The sequence below is a fragment of the Delftia sp. DT-2 genome (assembly GCF_028401915.1).
GTDB classification, from domain to species: Bacteria; Pseudomonadota; Gammaproteobacteria; order Burkholderiales; family Burkholderiaceae_C; genus Comamonas; species Comamonas tsuruhatensis.
The window spans coordinates 23685-42225 of record NZ_JAQOTI010000003.1; the positions used below are offsets into that span (position 1 = coordinate 23685).

Annotated in this window: 15 protein-coding genes, 1 other RNA gene and 1 pseudogene; 8 read left to right on the forward strand and 9 right to left on the reverse strand. The window is 68.2% G+C overall.

Features of this window, described 5'->3' with window-relative positions; translation table 11 throughout:
- The first annotated feature begins 120 nt into the window (after positions 1 to 120).
- The gene (locus PO605_RS05035) at positions 121 to 1056 is read left to right on the forward strand and encodes a LysR family transcriptional regulator (RefSeq protein WP_047470973.1); all 936 of its coding nucleotides are present in this window, start codon (positions 121 to 123) and stop codon (positions 1054 to 1056) included.
- Between the two features lie 20 nt (positions 1057 to 1076).
- Here PO605_RS05035 and PO605_RS05040 read toward each other — a convergent pair whose 3' ends face one another.
- The 4 genes and pseudogenes from PO605_RS05040 to PO605_RS05055 all read right to left on the reverse strand — a co-directional run bounded on the left by PO605_RS05040 (position 1077) and on the right by PO605_RS05055 (position 5542).
- Positions 1077 to 2447, reverse strand: a complete 1371-nt coding sequence (locus PO605_RS05040) for an amidase (protein WP_047470970.1) — start codon at positions 2445 to 2447, stop codon at positions 1077 to 1079.
- 50 nt (positions 2448 to 2497) lie between these two features.
- Positions 2498 to 3175 (reverse strand): DUF2848 domain-containing protein, encoded by a 678-nt coding sequence (locus PO605_RS05045; protein ID WP_043822013.1) that lies wholly within the window; start codon positions 3173 to 3175, stop codon positions 2498 to 2500.
- A gap of 105 nt (positions 3176 to 3280) precedes the next feature.
- Positions 3281 to 4385, reverse strand: a pseudogene (locus PO605_RS05050) (MFS transporter).
- A gap of 257 nt (positions 4386 to 4642) precedes the next feature.
- Positions 4643 to 5542: a DMT family transporter gene (locus PO605_RS05055; protein ID WP_034366269.1), complete on the reverse strand. Its 900-nt coding sequence runs from the start codon at positions 5540 to 5542 to the stop codon at positions 4643 to 4645.
- Positions 5543 to 5638: 96 nt separating this feature from the next.
- Between PO605_RS05055 and PO605_RS05060 the strand changes: the two genes are divergently transcribed.
- The gene (locus tag PO605_RS05060; protein ID WP_016453123.1) at positions 5639 to 6433 is read left to right on the forward strand and encodes an AraC family transcriptional regulator; all 795 of its coding nucleotides are present in this window, start codon (positions 5639 to 5641) and stop codon (positions 6431 to 6433) included.
- Positions 6434 to 6489: 56 nt separating this feature from the next.
- An RNA gene (gene rnpB, locus PO605_RS05065) (RNase P RNA component class A) lies at positions 6490 to 6922 on the forward strand.
- 44 nt (positions 6923 to 6966) lie between these two features.
- Here the strand turns inward: rnpB and PO605_RS05070 are convergent.
- From PO605_RS05070 to PO605_RS05090, 5 genes are all read right to left on the reverse strand, one after another.
- Positions 6967 to 9441 carry a TonB-dependent siderophore receptor gene (locus PO605_RS05070; protein ID WP_047470963.1) on the reverse strand — a complete coding sequence of 825 codons (2475 nt, stop codon included), beginning with the start codon at positions 9439 to 9441 and terminating at the stop codon, positions 6967 to 6969.
- A 146-nt stretch (positions 9442 to 9587) separates the two neighbouring features.
- A complete protein-coding gene (locus PO605_RS05075) occupies positions 9588 to 10688 on the reverse strand; it encodes a FecR domain-containing protein (RefSeq protein ID WP_231574388.1) in 1101 nt (366 codons plus the stop codon).
- Complete coding sequence (locus tag PO605_RS05080) at positions 10688 to 10882, reverse strand: hypothetical protein (RefSeq protein WP_047470961.1); 195 nt, start codon at positions 10880 to 10882, stop codon at positions 10688 to 10690. The genes PO605_RS05075 and PO605_RS05080 overlap by 1 nt, the downstream gene beginning before the upstream one ends.
- A 95-nt stretch (positions 10883 to 10977) precedes the next feature.
- Positions 10978 to 11721 carry a pseudouridine synthase gene (locus PO605_RS05085; RefSeq protein ID WP_012203381.1) on the reverse strand — a complete coding sequence of 248 codons (744 nt, stop codon included), beginning with the start codon at positions 11719 to 11721 and terminating at the stop codon, positions 10978 to 10980.
- A gap of 53 nt (positions 11722 to 11774) precedes the next feature.
- Positions 11775 to 13445: an MBL fold metallo-hydrolase gene (locus PO605_RS05090; RefSeq protein WP_047470957.1), complete on the reverse strand. Its 1671-nt coding sequence runs from the start codon at positions 13443 to 13445 to the stop codon at positions 11775 to 11777.
- A gap of 127 nt (positions 13446 to 13572) precedes the next feature.
- Between PO605_RS05090 and dapF the strand changes: the two genes are divergently transcribed.
- The 5 genes from dapF (at position 13573) to dksA (ending at position 18515) form a co-directional block, all read left to right on the forward strand.
- Positions 13573 to 14433, forward strand: coding sequence for a diaminopimelate epimerase (gene dapF / locus PO605_RS05095; protein WP_016448046.1), 861 nt, complete (start codon positions 13573 to 13575; stop codon positions 14431 to 14433).
- Positions 14430 to 15143, forward strand: coding sequence for a DUF484 family protein (locus PO605_RS05100; protein WP_016448045.1), 714 nt, complete (start codon positions 14430 to 14432; stop codon positions 15141 to 15143). The genes dapF and PO605_RS05100 overlap by 4 nt, the downstream gene beginning before the upstream one ends.
- A 14-nt stretch (positions 15144 to 15157) precedes the next feature.
- Positions 15158 to 16246, forward strand: coding sequence for a tyrosine recombinase XerC (locus tag PO605_RS05105; protein ID WP_272206158.1), 1089 nt, complete (start codon positions 15158 to 15160; stop codon positions 16244 to 16246).
- Between the two features lie 134 nt (positions 16247 to 16380).
- Positions 16381 to 17490, forward strand: coding sequence for a CobW family GTP-binding protein (locus PO605_RS05110; RefSeq protein ID WP_047473781.1), 1110 nt, complete (start codon positions 16381 to 16383; stop codon positions 17488 to 17490).
- 530 nt (positions 17491 to 18020) lie between these two features.
- Positions 18021 to 18515 (forward strand): RNA polymerase-binding protein DksA, encoded by a 495-nt coding sequence (gene dksA, locus PO605_RS30955; RefSeq protein WP_016448042.1) that lies wholly within the window; start codon positions 18021 to 18023, stop codon positions 18513 to 18515.
- Positions 18516 to 18541 lie beyond the last annotated feature (26 nt).

Below are 18541 nucleotides of genomic sequence, written 5' to 3' on the forward strand. Positions count from 1 at the left end.
GGGTGGTGGTTGGACAGTCGGGGTGTTGCGCAGCCAGCGTGCGCGGTCACGGAGCATTGTGCACGCAGGCGTTCCATGCATGGGCTATATCGATATGGCCTGGACGGCTAACATCGCCGCATGAATCTACGGTTCCTGGAAACCTTTGTGCTGCTGGCCGAGCTGCGCAATTTCCGCATGACGGCCGAGCGGCTGTACACCACGCAGGCCGCCGTCTCCAGCCGCATCGCCACGCTGGAGCAGGAGTTCGGCGTGCGCCTGTTCGACCGCGGCGTGCGCGAGGTCACGCTCACGGCCGACGGCGCCAAGGCCCTGGTCCATGCCGAGCGCATGCTGCGCCTCATGCGCGAGATGCGCGAGGACATGCTGGACAAGCAGGCCTATGCGGGCGTGATCCGCATCGGCGCCATCGAGTCCATCGTGCACAGCTGGTTTCCCGATTTCCTGGCGCTGCTGCAGCAGCGCTATCCGCGCCTGCAGGTGGAGATCGCCTGCGACACCACGCTGCACATGTCCGAGCAATTGGTGAAGGGGCAGCTGGACCTGTCGCTTCAGGCCAAGCCCGTGACGGCGGCCGGCGTGGGCCATCTGTCGCTGGGCGAATTTCCCATGGCCTGGGTGGGCAGCCCCAAGCTGGGCATCGGCGACGAGACCCTGAGCCTGGCCGAGCTGGCGGCCTTTCCCATCATGTGCTTTGCGCGCGGCTCCGAGCCCTATGCGGTGATCGAGCAGTTGTTCTCCACCGAAAGCAGTGCCTCGGTGCACCTGAACTGCATTGCCTCGGTGGCCACCATGATCCGCGTGGTCTGTGACGGCCTGGGCGTGGCCGCCGTGCCGCCGGCCATCATCCAGCGCGAGCTGGCCGAGCAGCGCCTGCGCCTGCTGCGCGTGGACCGTGAGTTCCCCTCGCTGCCGCTGGTGGCCTGCTACCGCAATGACCACCAGAACCCGCTGACCGAAGTGGTGGCGCGCGCGGCCGAGGAGACCGCCGCCGCCTTTGCGCTGAACCACGGCCAGGCCGTGGCGCGGCTGCCGGGCAGCGGCCTGGGCGGCTAGGCCCGAGGCCGTCTGGTCGATCAGCCCTGCGCCGAAGCCAGCAGCTGCTCCACGGCCAGGGCCACGGACAGCAGTCGCCGGTCCTGCCCGCCGAGGCCGGCCAGGCTCAGGCCCACGGGCGCCTCGCCTGCGCGGTGGCAGGGCAGGGAGATGGCGCAGCCGTCGAGGAAGTTGATCAGCGTGGGGTTGCGCAGGATCAGGCCGTTGGCGCCGAAGTAGGCCTCGTCGCTCTGCGTGAGGTCGGCGATCTTCGGGGCGACCACGGGCACGGTGGGCATGACGATCAGGTCATGGTCGGCCATCTGGGCGCTCACGGCGGCAATCCACTGCCTGCGGCGTGCCAGCAGGTCGATGTAGTCGGCCGCGCTGATGTCCTTGCCGCGCAGGATGCGCGTGCCCACGCGCGGGTCGTATTCGGACAGGCGCGTAGCGATGTGGTGGCGGTGCCAGGCCCAGGCCTCGGCGGCCGTGAAGCCACCCTTGGAATTGATGTCGGCCAGCTCGCCGAAGGGCGCGACCACGGCATGGGTGATGTGGGCGCCCGCCTGCGACAGCAGGGACAGGGCGCGCTCCCAGGCGGCGGCCACGGTGGCGTCCATGCCGTCCAGCACCACGTTGGTGGGTGCCAGCAGGCGCAGGCCCTGCAGCGGGGCGGCATGCAGCTCGCCCAGCGGCTCGCCGGAGAGGATGGCGTCCAGCGTGGCGCAGCAGCGCACGCTGGGGGCCAGCGGGCCGATGGAGTCCAGGTTGGCCGACAGCGGCAGCACGCCCTCCATGCTCACGCGGCGCGCCGTGGGCTTGAAGCCCGTGAGCCCGCACAGCGCCGAAGGAATGCGCACCGAGCCGCCCGTGTCCGAGCCGATGGCCGCCATGGCCATGCCGTCGGTGACCGAGATGGCCGCGCCCGAGGACGAGCCACCCGGGATGCGGCCGCCGCCCTCGTCACGCTGCCAGGGATTGCGCGGCGTGCCGTAGTGCGGGTTGATGCCCAGGCCAGAGTAGGCGAACTCGGTCATGTTGGTCGTGCCCACGATGACGGCGCCGGCCTGGCGCAGGCGCTGCACCACTTCGGCCGTGCGCTGCGCGGGCGGTGCGTCGGCCAGCAGGCGCGAGCCGCCCAGCGTGGGAAAGCCGGCGATGTCGAACAGGTCCTTGACCGAGACCGGCAGGCCCTCGATGGGCGAGCGCGCCAGTCCGGCCGCACGCAGCACGTCGCTGGCGCGGGCCTCGGCCAGGGCCGCGCCCTGGAACACGCGCGTGAACACCTTGGGGCCTTCCCCCGACATGGTGCGGGCCAGGGCCTGCTCGGTCAGCTGCACCGAGTTGGTTTCGCCGCCATGCAGGCGCTGTGATGCCAGTTCCAGGCTGGGCAGGGGGAGGGCTTGGGTCATGTGGGAAGTCCTGTGGGTGAAGGCGGGCGTGGGCGGATCGGAGTCGCGGCTCAGGCCACGACGTCCAGCAGTTCGCTGCGGTAGCTGTGGCGGATGGAACGCTGGCTGCGGGGATCGTACAGCTCCATGGAGAACTGCGTCGAGGGGCGGATGCCGCCGATGGCGCCCACCGTGCCGCAGGTCATGCCGCAGCCTGCGGGCAGCAGATCCTTGCCGCCCGTGAAGCCTGCGATCAGGTCCTGGGGCGTGCGCAGGCTGGCCAGCGTGCCTTCCTGGTAGAGCACCTCGCGGCCGTCTTCCACGATCCACGAGCGCACGACCAGCTCATCCCAGTGGCCGGCCACGTCGGCAAAGCGCCAGGCCTGGGTGGCCACGGGCTTGACGCAGGCCTGCTTGGAAAAGGCCACGCTGTAGGCTTCCAGCTTGCGGTCCGTGTGGTCGGAGGCCAGGCTCACGAACATCTCGCCTTCGTGCGTGAACACGAAGACCTCGACCTCGCCCGAGGAGTCCGGGCCCAGCACCTGCAGCGCGCTGTGCTGGCTCAGCTGGTTGCTGGAGATGCGGTAGTACAGCGGCACGGCGCTGGGGCGCGGGATGCCGATGGCGGCCAGCTCCTCGATGTGGTGCTCGATGGCCTCGCGGTCGCGGCCGGCCCAGCCGGCGACGATGAGGGTGTCGAATTCAGGGGCGAAGGTCTGGCCTTCGGGGGTGGTGAACTGCAGTTGCATGGCAGGCGATCCAGGGGGAATTCGGGGCCGCGGGCCCCGGTGAGAAAACGCGGAAGTCAGGCTGTGGCGTGCGGAGGGCGTGGAGCGGCACCGCACGCGCAGGCCTCACTGCTTCCTGACGAAGAGCACGACCAGGAAGGCCGCCAGGAATTCGAGGGCTGCCACGAAGTACAGGCCCGAGGACAGCGATCCCGTGCTGGTCTTGAGCGCGCCGATCATGTAGGGCGCCACGAAGCCGGCCAGGTTGCCGATGGAGTTGATCAGCGCAATGCCGCCGGCCGCCGCCGTGCCGGCCAGGAAGGCGGCAGGAATTGACCAGAACACGGGAAAGGCCGCGAGGATGCCGATGGAGGCCAGCGTCAGCGCGCACAGGGCGAGCACGGCGTTGTGCAGGAACAGGCCCGTGAGGATCAGGCCCGCCGCCGCGATCAGTGCGGACAGGGCGCAGTGCATGCGGCGCTCGCCGGTCTTGTCCGAATGCATGCCATTCCAGACCATGGCCAGCGTGCCGGCCAGGAAGGGAATGGCCGAGATCAGGCCGATCTGCAGCGTGTTCTGGATGCCGATCTCCTTGATGATGGACGGCGACCAGAACGCGATGGTGGCGTTGCCGCTGACGATGCAGAAATACACGGCGGCGCACAGCCACACGCGGTAGTTGCGGCAGGCGTCCAGGAAGGACACATGCTTGTGGCCGCCCTGGTTCTCGGCCTCCACGGCAGCGGTCACGGCGCGCTGCTCGGCCGCGGGCCGGGAACCAGTAGGTCAGGTACAGCACCACGCCGGGGAAGAAGCCGGCCTCCACCACGCCCAGCACGAAGCGCAGCACGTAGAACATGGTGGGCGTGGTCACGTAGGCCATGGCCATGGAGGCCGCGCCCCACAGGATGGTGATGCGCGCCAGCGTCTTGCGTGCGCCGATCTTCTCCAGCAGCAGGTTGCTGGGCACTTCGAACAGAAAGTAGCCGATGAAGAAGATGCCTGCGCCCAGGCCGTAGATGGCCTCGCTGAACTGCAGGTCGTCCAGCATCTGCAGCTTGGCGAAACCGACGTTGACGCGGTCTATCCAGGCCAGGATGAAGAGCAGGACCAGAAAAGGGATCAGGCGCCAGGCGATCTTGCGGTAGGTGGCGTCCATGTCGAGGGACGCGGCCTCGCCGGCGCCTGTGCTCTGTGCGAGGGGATGTGCGGCGGATGCCGGGCTGCTCATGGGTGTCTCCTGTCTTCGAAAGTGCAGCGGGCACACGGGCCAGGCCGCTGGGACCGGGCCCGTGTGTCGTGGGAACCTCAGGCGTCTGGCGCTTGCAGCGGTTCCTTTGGCGGCAGTATCGAAAGGCAGGACAGGGCTGTCCAACAAGAAATTATGAGCAGGCCTGAATGCAAATTCTTATGGGCAGCAATAGTGCGGGCGCCGCACCGGCATGCGGCATGCGTGCACCATTTGCGCTCGGGAAAACCCTGATTTTTTCAGGCGGTGGCGGCGGCACGCGGTGCGCGCAAAGGCTGCTTCCACAGCTCGGCCAGCAGCAGGCCGCCGATGGTCAGCACGCCGCCCACGGCGTGGTAGGCCGCCAGGGGCTCGCCCAATGCCATGAAGGCGATCACGGCCGTGAAGATGGGCACCAGGTTGAAGAACATGCTGGAGCGGCCCGGCCCGATGCGCGCCACCGACATCATCCACAGCAGCGGCGCGGCGATGGAGGCCATGATGCCCGCAAAGCCCACCAGCGGCAGGTTGGCCGCGTTCAGCCCCGTGCGCGGCGCCATCAGGAACAGCGGCAGCTGCGCGATCACGGCCACCAGGATCTGCAGGTACAGCAGTTGCACCGTGGCCAGGCGCGGCATGGGCCAGCGCTTGAGCAGGATGTTGTAGACCGCATAGGCCAGCATGGCCACGAACATCAGCGCGTCACCGCCATTGAGGCCCTGGGTGAGCAAGGTGGCAGGCTGCCCCGAAGACACCACCAGGGCCACGCCCGCAATCGCCAGCACGCAGCCCAGCACGGCGCCCCGGCTCAACGCCTGGCCCAGCATGGCGGTGGACAGGCCCAGCACCATCATGGGCGTGAGCGAGCCGATCAGGCCCATGTGCGTAGCCGATGTCATATGGGCCGCGTAATAGGCCAGGCTCTGGTAGATCACCATGCCCAGCATTCCCAGCACGATGAGGCGCGGCAGCTGCGGCCGGATGTCGGCGCGCTGGCGCCAGATGGACGGCAAAAGGAAGGGCGTGAACAGCACGGCTGCCACCAGCCAGCGGTAGAAACCGATCTCGGCCGCGCCGATGCTGTCGGCCGCCATCTTGCTGACCACGGTATTGACCGACCAGATGAGCACGGCGATCAAAGGGAAAAGGTAAGACCCCATTGGAAGACTCCTAAGACTGGTCCTATGATCGTTCTGTCCGACTTGGAGTGCATCCCTGGTTTCGGACAATCGATAGCGCAACCCGGACCATCCGCCATGCCCCGTCCCAGCAAGCCCATGCGCATCCAGAACGTCGAGGATGTGCCGGGCGAGTACTACTTCCGCTACGACGAATTCGGCGCCGACACCGAGGTGCCGCCGCACAGCCACAGCTGGGGTCACCTGAACTACACGCCCCACGGCAGCATGTGCATGGACACGGCAGGCCAGCGCTGGGTCTCGCCGCCGCAGTACGGCGTCTGGGTGCCGCCCGGCGTGGTGCACAGCTGCCATGTGGCGCACGCCGTGGTCTACCGCTCGGTCTACCTGGCGCCTGCGCTGTGCAGGGAGCTGCCGGCGCAGCCATGCTCCATGCGCATCGGCGCCATCGTCAAGGCCATCCTGGCCGACTTTGCCGTGCGCGACGTGCACATTCCCGCCACCGACGCCGACCTGCGCCTGGCCCGTGTGCTCTACGACCAGTTGCGGGCCGTTCCCGTGGAGCCCGGCTATCTGCCGGCCGCCGAACACCCGGCCCTGGTCGAAGTGCTGACCCGCATGCGCGCTGCGCCCGAGGACCACCGCAGCCTGGCCCAATGGGCCGCCAGCGTGCACATGACCGAGCGCACCCTGGCGCGCCACTGCCAGCGCGAGCTGGGCATGGGCCTGGGCGAATGGCGCCAGCGCATGCGCTACCTGCTGGCCATCGATGCGCTGGAGGCCGGCCTGAGCGTGCAGCAGATCGCCTATGACCTGGGCTACAGCACGCCCTCGGCCTTCATCGCCATGTTCCAGCGCGAGGCCGGCACCTCACCCGAACAATTCCGCCGCGAGTTCTGCATGCCTCCGTGAGGCTGTTGCGCCATCTGTCTGCAGCCCGGCCCCAGCCGCGAGATAATGCCGCCCGTGAAGCACGCCAGACCGCCGCTGGTGCAATCGTGGAAACACGGCACTGGAGGAACGTCCGGACTGCACAGGGCAGCGTAGCAGCTAACGGCTGTCCACCGTGAGGTGAGGATCAGAGCAACAGAGACGAGTCGGGGACATGTGCCGCCAACTTGGTGTTCTATGGGGTGCCAGCGCAAGCTGGCGACGGATGGCGCAAGCCAGACGCCCAGGCGAAAGCCTGGGCCCCATAGCCACCCGGGGACGCGGAACGCGTCCCCGGGTGAAACGGGCAATCTCTACGCGCAGCAATACCAAGTAGGCACACGTTGACGGGGCCCCCGGAGTGTGCGGGTAGGTAGCACCGAGCCGGGCGGCGACGCCCGGCCCAGATTAATGGCGGTCACATGCGGGCAACCGCGTGCACAGAATCCGGCTTATCGGCGCGCTTCACACTTTCTTCCATGCCCCGCCACCGGCGGGGCATTTTCATGGGCGGTTCAGAACTGGTATTTGGCCGTCAGCAGCAGCCTGCGCGGCACGCCGAAATAGTTGCCGCCGTTGTTCGTGCCCAGGGTCTCGAAATAGCGGCGGTCGAACAGGTTGCTGATGTTCATCTGCAGGTCCAGCTGCCGGTTCACCCGATAGCCGATGACCAGGTCGGCCACGGCATGGGCGGGCTGGCGGATTGCATAGCCCTCGGCGCTGGTCAGCGACTCGGACGTGGTGCGGCTCTGGTAGCGCAGGCCGCCGCCCACGCGCCATGCGCCCAGCTCGCCGCCCAGGTGGTACATGGCCGACAGCTTGAGCTGGTGGCGCGGCGTGTAGCTGGCATAGGGCGCGCCCTTGGCGCCGTCGGTGCTGTCGCTGGCGATCTCGGCCTGGGTGAAGGTATAGCCAAGGCCGGCGTTCAGGCGCGGCAGGATCTCGCCGCTGATGTCCACGTCCAGCCCCTTGCTCCTGACCTTGCCGACGGAGCGGTAGCAATTGGTCTTCACCGTGCAGGAGTTGATGTCCGCGATGGCCTGGGGCAGGTTGTCCTGCGTGGTGTTGAACACGGCAACGGCCAGGTTCACGCGCTCGTCCAGGTAGCTGCCCTTGAGGCCCAGCTCGAAGTTGCGGCCCTCCACCGGCGCCAGCATGCTGCCCGAGACATCCAGAAAATCCTGCGGCCGGAAGATGCTGGTGTAGCTGGCATAGGCCGAGTAGGTCTTGCTGATGTCATAGGTCAGCGCCGCATAGGGCGTGGCATGGGCTTTCTCGCTGAATTCGCGCTCCCGGCTCCAGCTGCCCTGGCGCTGGGCGTTGGTGAAGTCGTACCAGTCCAGGCGCGCGCCGGCGATCAGGTTCAGCGGCTCGGCCAGAAGGAAGCGGCCCGTGGCGTAGGCCGAGGTGAGCGTGGTCTTCTGGCGGCGAGTCCACAGGTCTTCGGCCAGCAGGCCGGAGCGGTCCAGCGAGTCGGGGTTCCAGGTATAGGGATCGACGCCATTGGCGATCAGCCATTCCCCCGTGGGCGACAGGTAGCTGTAGCCCTGGTCGCTCCAGCGGATGGTGCGGCGGCTGAGGCCGAAGGCCAGGTCATGCTCGCGGCCGAACAGGCGCACGGGGCCCTGGGCCGAGGCATCGAGGCTGAGCTGGCTCTTGTCGTAGTCGTACAGGCCGCCGGCCACGTCGTAGCGCGTGCGGCCCTGTTCGTCCTGGCCGCCCGAGACCAGGTAGGCGCCGTCCAGCGCGGACTGGGCCTGCAGGGCGCGCGCAGCCAGCCTGGCCTTCCAGCCGTTGTCGAAGCGGTGCTCCAGGTCGGCGAACAGGCTGACCTCCTTCTTGTCCCATTTGCTCCAGGAGGGAGAGAAACGCCTGGATCGCGCAATGTCGAGGAAGGAGCCATCGAAGCCCATCGGCACGCCCATCCATTGCGAGCCGGGGTTGTCTTCGTTCACATAGGAGCCGCCCACGCTCAGCGTGGTGTCGCGCCCCAGGTCGAACTCGGCGGTGCCGTACAACAGCTGGCGGCGGCTGCTATAGCCATCAATGAAGTGGTCGCGCGACTGGGCCGAGGCCACCACACGCCCGCGTGCCGAACCGTCCTCGTTGAGGGCGCCGCCCACATCGAGCTCGCCCACGGCCTGGTTCCAGCTGCCGCCGCGCAGGGTGACCGAGCGCTGGGTGGTGCGCGGCGCGCGCTTGCGCACGAAGTTGATGGTGCCCGAAGGGTCGCCCACGCCCGTCATCAGCCCCGTGGGGCCGCGCACCACTTCCACGTGGTCGTACATGGCCATGGTGTCGTAGGTGGAGGTGTCGGTTTCATACGAGACGGGCACGCCGTCCTGCAGGAACGAACCGATCACGAACCCGCGCGAGAAGTAGCGCGCCCGGTCGTCGCTCCAGCGGTTGATGGTGATGCCGGTGGCGCTGTTGGCCACGTCGTCGATGGACAGCATGCCCTGGTCGTCCATCTTCTGGCGCGTGACCACGGTGAGGGACTGGGGCGTCTCGCGGATGGACAGCGGCAGCTTGGTCGAGGTGCTCATCAGCCCCGTGGTGTAGGAGCCCGAGCCCTCGGTGGTCGTGGTCTCGCCCACGGCGGACACCGTGACTTCGGGCAGGGCCACGGTGCCGGCGGGCTTTTCCACCACCAGCGTGCCCTGGCTCACATGGCCTTCCAGCCCGCTGCCGCGCAGCAGCCGGGCCACGGCGGCGGCGGTGCTCAGGCGCCCTTCCACGGCGGGCGCACGGCGGCCCTGTACCGGTTCAGGCGCGGCCAGCAGCTGCAGGCCGGCCTGGCGGGCCAGTTGGGCCAGCGCCTGGTCCAGCGGCTGGGCGGGAATGTGGAAGTCGGTGCTGGCGGCCGTGGCTGTGGTCGGTGTCGCCTGGGCCAGAGCGGCTGGAGAAAGCTGCACGGCCAGCAGCGCGATGGCCGCGGCAACGGCATGGTGGCGGGCAAGGCGGGAAGGCTTGGAGGGGAATGAAGACATGGAAGGTCCCGTGGCGGATCTGGGCAATGGCGATTCCCGGGCTGCGAATGCGTCGCGTTCCCGGGTCCTCATGCCTATACGAACGGGCGCAGACATTCCCTCACGCCTGGTGCGCATGCGCCGTGCATTCCGGGGCCATGGGCGCATCAGCTGCGGCGGCGGATGACCAGGGTGCGCCCGGTTCCCGGTCCCTGCTCCTTTTCCTGCACCTCTTCCTGCACGCTGACCGGCAGGGTGCGCGGCAGCATGCGCAGCCAGCCCTGGGCCGCCGCAATGCGCACGCGCCCCAGCACGGGCAGGGCGGCGGCGTCAGGCTCCACGCGCAGTGGCTGCAGGCTGTAGCGCTCCAGGCGGCGGGCGACCTCGGCCAGCGGCGTGTTCTGGAAGTCCAGCCAGCCCTCGCGCCAGGCGGCCACTGCCGCAACCGTTTGCACGGCGGCCGTCTGGCCTGGCGCCAGGCGCAGCATCTGGCCTGCGCCCAGTGCATGCCGGGCGCCGCTGCCGTCGCGCACCTGCACGCGGCCCGTATCGACGGCGACCAGCACCGCATCGTCCTCCAGCGCCACCTCGAAGCGCGTGCCCAGCACGGTGACCTGTACGTCCGCTGCCTGGACCACGAAGGGCCGTTCCGTGTCGCGCGCCACGGCGAAGAAGGCGCTGCCGGCCAGCAGCCGCACCTGGCGGCGCGTGGCGTAGAAGTCCACCTCGGCGCGGCTGGCGGCGTCCAGCGTCAGGGTGCTGCCGTCGGGCAGGGGCTGGTTCAGCAGGCGGCCGGTGGCCGTGGCCAGCCGCACCTGGTACTGCGGCATCCACTGGCGCCAGGCCAGCCAGATCGCCGGGCTGCCGACACCCAGGCCCGCCATCCCCAGCAGGGTGGACAGGGCGCGGCGGCGGCCCGTGCGTGGTGCGGGTGCGGCGGTGTCTCCGCGCCAGCGGTGCAGCGAGGCTTCCACGCTGTCCATGGCGCGCATGACTTCGCGTTCCACGGTTTTGACCGAGACGCCGTGGCGCTCGGCCAGCTCGGCATGCGAGGCGCCCTCGATGCGGTCGGCCAGGAAGATGTCGCGGCAGCGCGCGGGCAACTGCGCCAGGGCGCCTTCGACCCCGGCCAGGGCCTGGCGGTAGGAATGGGTGTCGGCCACATCGGGGCTGAGGGGGGAGGGCGGCTCGCCTTCCCTCGCGCTGGTGTCAAATCGCTCGGCCGTGCGCTGGCCATGGCGCAGGTGGTCGATGGCGATGTTCTCCATCACCGCGTAGAGATAGGCGCGGCTGGCGCATCGCTTTCGACGCGCTGGCGTTCGGCCAGGCGTATCCAGGCGTCATGCACCAGGTCACGCGCGGCCTGCGGGCCGGCGCGGCGCGCCACGAAGCGCACCAGCTCGTGGTAGCTGTCCTGGAAGGTGCTCAACAGGGAAGAGGAGGAAGAGGCGGGCGCAGGCATGCGGGAGGCCCGAAGGCAGCACGGGAATCCCGCATTCTATGAAATGATTCTCATTTGCCGAATGTGCTGCCCGCCGCGCACCCGGCAATGCCGGCCTAGAACCGCTCCCAGGGCATCAGATAGCGCCACTGGCCTTCGGGCACCTTGGCCAGAGAGAGGCGGCCAATGCGCAGGCGGCGCAGGCTGACCACGCGCAGGCCCACTTCGGTGCACATGGCATCGATCTCGTCGGGAGCGATGCCCTTGAGCGCAAAGCGCAGATGGTTCTCGTTCTGCCAGCTCACGCGGCAGGGCGGCAGCTGGCGCTTGCCGATCGGCAGGCCGGCCTTCATCAGCTCCAGGCCGTCCTCGTGGATCTGGCCCTCGACGCCGACGATGCATTCCTGCTCCAGCCACATGCCTTCCTCGCCCAGCTTGCGCGCCACGCGCTTGTCCTGGGTGTAGACGATGAGGCCGCTGGCAGGCAGCGGCAGGGGCAGGAAGGATTCCAGGTTCTTGAAGTGCTGGGCCAGCACCAGCAGCGGCATGGGCGTGTCCACCTGGGCCATGCTGGCTTCGCCCAGCAGGGAGTGGGCGCTGCGCACCCGGCCATAGGGCCGGCCCTGGGTATAGCCCGCAGGCTTGTTCATCAGCAGGGTGACGGGCGGCACGGCCTCGGGCTGGGCGCCGCTGCGCAGCGTGACCTGCTGCTCGGGGCGCACGCGCGTCTCGGGCAGTTGCACGACCTTGCCGTCCACCTGGACGTTGCCGGCGGTGATATGCAGCTCGGCCTCGCGGCGCGAGCATTGTTCCTGTTCGGCCAGGCGCTTGGCCAGGCGAACGCTTTCAGATTCAGACATGCGCGCAGCTTAACCAGATACCAGGCCCCGCGCGCGTCGTCGGTCATTGCCGGTCATTGCCGCCCGCACAGCGCACGGATGCGCTCCACATGCGCCAGCAGCGAGCGCTCGGCAATCGGCCACAGCTGCGGCGGGGCGTCGTCATAGGCCAGGCGCACCCAGTCCTGCACGCTGCCGTCGGGCTGTCTTTGCATGGCGGCCAGCACCTTGGCCTCGCGCGCCAGCCGGTGGGCCTTCAGCTTGGCGATCGCCTGGCGCGCAAAGCCCAGCACATAGCCATGGGCCGGCAGGATGAAGCGCGCATCGTGCGCGGCGCACAGCGCGTCCAGCCTGTCCAGCGAATCGATGTACTCGCGCATGTTGCCGTCGGGCGGATCGATGATGGTGGTGCTGCCGTTGAGGATGTGGTCGCCGCTGAACAGCAGGGCATCTTCCTCCAGCAGAAAGCACACGTGGTTGGCCGCATGGCCCGGCGTGAACACGGCCTGCAGCGTGTGGGTGACGGTGCCTTGCGCATCCTGCACGGCGATGCGCTGGCCATCTGCCAGCACGTGGTCTGGCGTGAAGCGGCTGGCCGGCCGGGCCGTGGGTGCCGAAGGCAGGCCGCCGATGGCCGGGCGTGGCTTGCCGGCCTGCACCGCCAGCGCCTGCAGCAGGGCAGCGCCCGGCGAATGGTCGGCATGGGAGTGGGTGCACAGGATGTGGCGTATGTCGCCGCCGGCCGCCTCGAACAGGCGCTGCACATGGGCGGCGTCGGCCGGGCCGGGATCGATGCAGATGTAGCCCGTGGCGGCATCGCCCACCAGATAGCTGTTGGTGCCGGGGCCGGTCATCACGCCGGGGTTGGGGGCCGTCAGGCGCAGCAGGTTCTTGCGCAGGGGCACGGCGCGCTCGCTCTGCCAGTCCAGCGTGTGCAGGATCTGGCCGTCCGGGCAGACCATTTCCAGCTCGCCGAAGGGGGCCTCGTCCTCCATGTGGCGGGCTTCCTTGCCATCGAGAAAGCCGGTGCGCGGGCAGCACTGCCACAGCGGCCGCTCGCCTTGCAGGGCGGCGAACACGGCATCGGTGCCCGCGAAGCGGCTGAGCCGGTCCAGCGTGCGGATGGTGGGAAAGATCATGGGAAAGCTACCGGCGCGGTGGCGCTCCAGCGCTTGCTGGGGGCTCACCCAGATGGGCTCGAACTGTTCCGATCCGTCGGCGTCAGGCTCCTGGCCTTCGGGCATGCGCGCCACGAAGAAAGGCACATCGAAGCGCCGGGGCAGGTCGCGGTCGGCCGTCCAGTGGGCCAGGTACCACAGCGCATCCACGGCCAGGCGCAGGCCGCGTGCCTCGCACTGGGGAACCAGGGGAGCATTGCGGTCCAGCGTGGCCAGCTCGGCGGCCGATACCGGTCGGCCCTGGGCATCGTGGGCCAGCAAAATGCCGAGCTCCTCGAAAGTCTCGCGCAGGCCGGCGATGGCCTGGGTGACGCGCAGGCCATCGCCGGCCTGGGCGGGGCGGGTGCTGGCGCAGGCATGGGCGGCGTCGGCGGCGTCCTGGGCCTCGATGCCGCCGCCCGGGAAGACATAGGCGCTGGGCACGAAGCTGGCCTTGGGCGAGCGCCTTGTCATGAGCACCTCCAGTCCGCTGCCATCGGCGCGGTCGCGCATCAGCAAAACGGTGGAGGCCTTGAGCGTGTCTACGGGCTGGCGCTGGGGGTGCAGGAGCTGGCTGGGGCGGGTCATGGGGGCATTATGCGGATGGACCTGCATCGTGCTGTTGCGCCGGAGACGCAGGCGGCTGGATGGCGCTCTGCACCAGGGCATGCCCCGGATTGCGCCATGAGGCTGCCGTGCAGGGGATAATCGCGGGATGCAGATCCGCTTTACCAAGATGCAGGGCGCTGGCAACGATTTCGTGGTCCTTGACGAAACCGCCGGCCCGCTGGGCCTGAGCGCAGCCCAGTACCGCTTTCTGGCCCACCGCCAATTCGGCGTGGGCGCCGACCAGATCCTCACGGTGCGGCCCTCGCCCGCCGAAGGCATCGACTTCGAATACGTGATCCACAACGCCGACGGCGGCGAGGTCGAGCAGTGCGGCAACGGTGCGCGCTGCTTTGCCCGCTATGTGCACGACAAGGGTCTGACGGACAAGTCCGTCATCCGCGTGCAGACGCTGGCCGGCCTCATCGCCCCCGAGCTGCATGCCGATGGCCGCGTCACCGTGGACATGGGCCAGCCCGTGCTGGAGCCCGCCCTGGTGCCCTTCGATGGTGCAGGCCTGGTTCCCCGCCCGCTGGGTGCGGCGCAGCAATGGCCCCTGCAACTGGGCGACGAAGCCACGGTCTGGATCGCCCCCGTTTCCATGGGCAACCCGCATGCGGTGCAGCTGGTCGACGATGTGGACCATGCGCCCGTGGCCACCTGGGGCCCGCTGATCGAGCGCCATGCGCGCTTTCCCCAGCGCGTCAATGCGGGATTCATGCAGATCGTCGATCGCGGCCAGATCCGGCTGCGTGTGTACGAGCGCGGTGCCGGCGAGACGCTGGCCTGCGGCACGGGCGCCTGCGCGGCCGTGGTGGCCGGCATCCGCTGGGGGCTGCTCGACGCGCGCGTCGATGTGCACACCCGCGGCGGCCGGCTGACCATCGAGTGGGACGGCGGCGCAGTGCGCATGACCGGCCCCGCAGAGTTTGTTTTTGAAGGACAGATCGAGGTTCCCGACCAGCCATGAACAGCACTACCGATATCGCCGTCACCGAAGAGACGATTGCCGACTACCTGCTGAACCATCCGGAATTCTTCGAGCGCCACGCCGAGATGCTCGCGCGCGTGCAGCTGGTCAGCAGCCACAGCCCGCGCACCGTCAGCCTGCAGGAACGCCAGGCCGAGATGCTGCGCGAGAAGATCAAGGGCCTGGAGCACCGCATCATGGACATGATGCGGCACAGCAGCGAGAACGCCTCCATCGCCGACAAGCTGCACGCCTGGAGCTGCGCCCTGGCCAAGGTCCAGGACCTGCGCGAACTGCCCCATGCGCTGACGGCCAGCCTGCAGCATGTCTTCGAGGTGCCCCAGGTGGCCCTGCGCCTGTGGAACGTCTCCGGCGCGCAGACCAGCAGCATCTACACCATGGGCGTCAGCGACGATGCCAAGTCCTTCGCTGCCTCGCTGACCATGCCGTTTTGCGGCCCCAACATGGGCTTCGAGCCCGGCGGCTGGCTGGTCGATCCCGACGCGGCCCAGTCCCTGGCCCTGCTCACCCTGCACGATGGCGACCCCGGCAACCCGGCCCATGCCTTCGGCATGCTGGTCCTGGGCTCGCCCGATCCGTTGCGCTTCGAGGCCACCATGGGCACGGAATTCCTCTCGCGCATCGCGGCCCTGGCCAGCGCGGCCCTCTCGCGCATGCGGCCCGTGGCGCTGACCCTGGCGCGCGGCTGATCGGCTGAAAGCCCATGCCGGGGGCATCGGACAGGGACGGGCTCCCGGAAGGCGGCCTTCCGGCAGAGGATCTGGAGGCAGAAGACTTGGCGCTGCTCCCCTCCGCCGTCCATGCCTATCTGGAGCATGTGCGCGTGCAAAAGCGCCTGGCCGACCGCACCTGCGAGCTCTATGCGTTGGACATGGCCAGGCTGTGCGCCATGGCCCGCGACGCCGGCCAGGAACTGCTGGCGCTGCAGCCCGCCCACATCCGCCGCTTCGTGGCCCGGATGCATTCCCGGGGCCGCAGCCCGCGCGGCATTGCGCTCATCCTGTCCGGCTGGCGCAGCTTCTTCCGCTGGGCGGCCCAGCAGTCGCTGGTGCCTTTCAATCCTGTGGAGGGCGTGCGCGGCCCCAAGGCCCCCAAACCCCTGCCCAAGGCATTGGGCGTGGATGACGCCGTGCAGCTGGCCGCCTTCGGCAACGCCGATGCCGACCCCTGGATCGAGGCGCGCGACGCCGCCATCACCGAATTGCTGTACAGCTGCGGCCTGCGCGTGGGCGAGCTGGTGGGCCTGGACGTGGCGCCCGGCCAGGACACGCAGCGCCAGGGCCGAGGCTGGATAGACCTGCAGTCCGCCGACGCCCACGTGCAGGGCAAGGGCGGCAAGCGCCGCACCGTGCCCGTGGGAGCGGCCGCGCTGCAGGCGCTGCAGCGCTGGCTGGCCCTTCGGGAAACGGGTCTTGCGGGTGCGGCCGCGCAGGCTGCGCAGCACGAACCCGCCCTTTTCATCGGCCGGCGCGGCGAGCGCCTGGGCGCGCAGTCGGTCTGGGCGCGGCTGCGCCAGCGCGGGCAGCAGGCCGGCCTTTCGGCCGGTGTCCATCCCCATGTGCTGCGGCATTCGTTCGCCAGCCACATGCTGCAGTCCAGTGGCGATTTGCGCGCCGTGCAGGAGCTGCTGGGCCACGCCAGCATCTCGACCACGCAGATTTACACGCGCCTGGATTTCCAGCATCTGGCCCAGGCCTACGAGAGCGCCCACCCGCGCGCGCGCCGCAAGAGCGGCGACAGCAGGCAAGTCGGCGAAATCGGCGAAACCCCTGAAAAGGACAACCTCGAATAAAAAAGGCCAAGCCCTCTGGCAAAACAGCACTTGACAGGCTCGCTAAACTTATTCGGAACGTCTTTTCGACAAGGCCCGTCCATGGTGGACGGGCCTTGCCGCTTCCCTTTGCTGAATTTTCTGAAAGCAATCCCATGGCACTGATTCCCGTCACCATCCTTACCGGCTTCCTGGGCTCGGGCAAGACCACGCTGCTCAAGCGCGTGCTCAGCGAGTCCCACGGCATGAAGATCGCCGTGATCGAGAACGAGTTCGGCGAGGAAAACATCGACACCGACATTCTCAAGACGGAGTCCAAAGAGCAGATCCTGCAGATGAGCAACGGCTGCATCTGCTGCACCATCCGCGAAGACCTGCGCGAGACCCTGCAGCTGCTGGCCTCCAAGCGCCGCAAGGGCCTGGTGGAGTTCGACCGCATCGTGATCGAGACCACGGGCCTGGCCGATCCCGGTCCCGTCGCCCAGACCTTCTTCATGGACGACGAGATCGCCGAGACCTATCTCATCGACTCCATCCTGACCCTGGTCGACGCCAAGCACGCCAACCAGCAGCTGGACGACCGCCAGGAAGCGCGCCGCCAGGTCGGCTTTGCCGACCAGCTCTTCCTGTCCAAGACCGACCTGGTCAGCGAGGACGAGAAGAACGCGCTCATCCACCGCCTCAAGCACATGAATCCGCGCGCGCCCATCCGCGCCGTGCATTTCGGCGAAGTGCCCCTGAACGAAGTCTTCGACCTGCGTGGCTTCAACCTCAATGCCAAGCTGGACATCGATCCCGACTTCCTCAAGGAAGACGACCACGGCCATGATCACAAGCACGAGCATGGCGAGCACTGCAGCCATGACCACGAGCATGACGAGAACTGCGGGCACGACCACGCCCACAGCCACGCCCATGATCACGAGCACGGCGAACACTGCAATCATCCTCACCACCATCACCACGATGACGACGTCAAGAGCTTCGTCTACCGTGCCGACCGCGCGTTCGACCCTGCCCGCCTGGAGGACTTCCTGGGCGCCATCGTCAACATCTATGGCCCGCGCATGCTGCGCTACAAGGGCGTGCTGAACATGCAGGGCACGGAGCGCAAGGTCATCTTCCAGGGGGTGCACCAGCTCATGGGCAGCGACCTGGGACCGCAATGGGCCGAAGACGAAAAGCGCCAGAGCAAGATGGTCTTCATCGGCATCGACCTGCCCCAGGACATCTTCCTGCAGGGCCTGGAGCAGTGCCTGGTCTGAGCCGTCTGTGAACTTTTGTGAGGAATCACATGGTTTTTGCTGACATCTGATTGACGCAGGAGCCGCCCGCATCTGCAGGCGGTTCCTCTGCTTTCATGTGGGGTATGTGCAACGGCTTGCGCTCCTGTAGAGCATCGATACAATCGCGCCCCTGAAGAGAGCCCCCAAGCCCAATGGACTGCCCCGCAGGGGTCGCCCATACCGTGAGGAGACAGCAAGTGAGCGCCGAATCCAGCAAGAAGCCGTCAGTGGCCGCCCAGGCCCCGGCTGCAAGCCAGAAGGCCGCGGTCCGCACTGCGGTCGGCGTCGTCGACCTGGCCTCCCGCGCCGGCTGGAAAAGGGCTCTTTGCACGCACGGCCGCCGCACGGCCTGGATTGCCGCACCCCGCCGCAAGGGGAAGCCGGCAGGTTCCGCAACTGCGGCGATCGGCTGTCCTACATGGCATTCGACCCGGGCGCCTCGATTGACAGTACCATCCATGGCCCCGTCCGATGCCCCCGGCTCGGACTAAGTTAGCGAAACCAACACTATGCCTACCACTACGCAAACGCCTTCGTCGGGATCGACGAAACGAGACCCCAAGCTGGCCAATGCCTGGAAGACCAAGTCGGCGGAGGAGCTGACGGATGCCGAAGTGCTGGCCATGTCCGATGACGACTACATGAATGAGAAGCAGATGGCGTTTTTCCGCCTGAAGCTGCTCACTCTCAAGCACGACATGCACACCAACGCGGGCGAGACGGCAGAAAACCTGCGCGAGGACACCGTGGTGGTTCCCGATCCGGCCGACCGCGCCACCATCGAGGAAGAGCACGCGCTGGAACTGCGCACCCGCGACCGCGAGCGCAAGCTGCTCAAGAAGATCGAGCAATCCATTGCACGCATCGACGCAGGCGACTACGGCTACTGCGACGAAACCGGCGAGCCCATCGGCGTGGGCCGCCTGCTGGCCCGTCCCACGGCCACGCTGTCGCTGGAGGCCCAGCAGCGACGCGAGCTCAAGCAGAAGATGTACGGAGATTGAGTTGCGGCAACGGCCTTCGGAACGGT

Excerpts from the sequence above, each read along its gene's own strand:
- PO605_RS05070 (WP_047470963.1), bottom strand. The coding sequence starts at position 9,441 with ATGTCTTCATTCCCCTCCAAGCCTTCCCGCCTTGCCCGCCACCATGCC.
- PO605_RS05060 (WP_016453123.1), top strand. The coding sequence starts at position 5,639 with ATGCCCCGTCCCAGCAAGCCCATGCGCATCCAGAACGTCGAGGATGTG.
- PO605_RS05040 (WP_047470970.1), bottom strand. The coding sequence starts at position 2,447 with ATGACCCAAGCCCTCCCCCTGCCCAGCCTGGAACTGGCATCACAGCGC.
- PO605_RS05110 (WP_047473781.1), top strand. The coding sequence starts at position 16,381 with ATGGCACTGATTCCCGTCACCATCCTTACCGGCTTCCTGGGCTCGGGC.
- PO605_RS05085 (WP_012203381.1), bottom strand. The coding sequence starts at position 11,721 with ATGTCTGAATCTGAAAGCGTTCGCCTGGCCAAGCGCCTGGCCGAACAG.
- PO605_RS05035 (WP_047470973.1), top strand. The coding sequence starts at position 121 with ATGAATCTACGGTTCCTGGAAACCTTTGTGCTGCTGGCCGAGCTGCGC.
- dksA (WP_016448042.1), top strand. The coding sequence starts at position 18,021 with ATGCCTACCACTACGCAAACGCCTTCGTCGGGATCGACGAAACGAGAC.
- PO605_RS05105 (WP_272206158.1), top strand. The coding sequence starts at position 15,158 with ATGCCGGGGGCATCGGACAGGGACGGGCTCCCGGAAGGCGGCCTTCCG.
- PO605_RS05100 (WP_016448045.1), top strand. The coding sequence starts at position 14,430 with ATGAACAGCACTACCGATATCGCCGTCACCGAAGAGACGATTGCCGAC.
- dapF (WP_016448046.1), top strand. The coding sequence starts at position 13,573 with ATGCAGATCCGCTTTACCAAGATGCAGGGCGCTGGCAACGATTTCGTG.
- PO605_RS05055 (WP_034366269.1), bottom strand. The coding sequence starts at position 5,542 with ATGGGGTCTTACCTTTTCCCTTTGATCGCCGTGCTCATCTGGTCGGTC.
- PO605_RS05080 (WP_047470961.1), bottom strand. The coding sequence starts at position 10,882 with ATGCCTGCGCCCGCCTCTTCCTCCTCTTCCCTGTTGAGCACCTTCCAG.
- PO605_RS05075 (WP_231574388.1), bottom strand. The coding sequence starts at position 10,688 with ATGGAGAACATCGCCATCGACCACCTGCGCCATGGCCAGCGCACGGCC.
- PO605_RS05045 (WP_043822013.1), bottom strand. The coding sequence starts at position 3,175 with ATGCAACTGCAGTTCACCACCCCCGAAGGCCAGACCTTCGCCCCTGAA.
- PO605_RS05090 (WP_047470957.1), bottom strand. The coding sequence starts at position 13,445 with ATGACCCGCCCCAGCCAGCTCCTGCACCCCCAGCGCCAGCCCGTAGAC.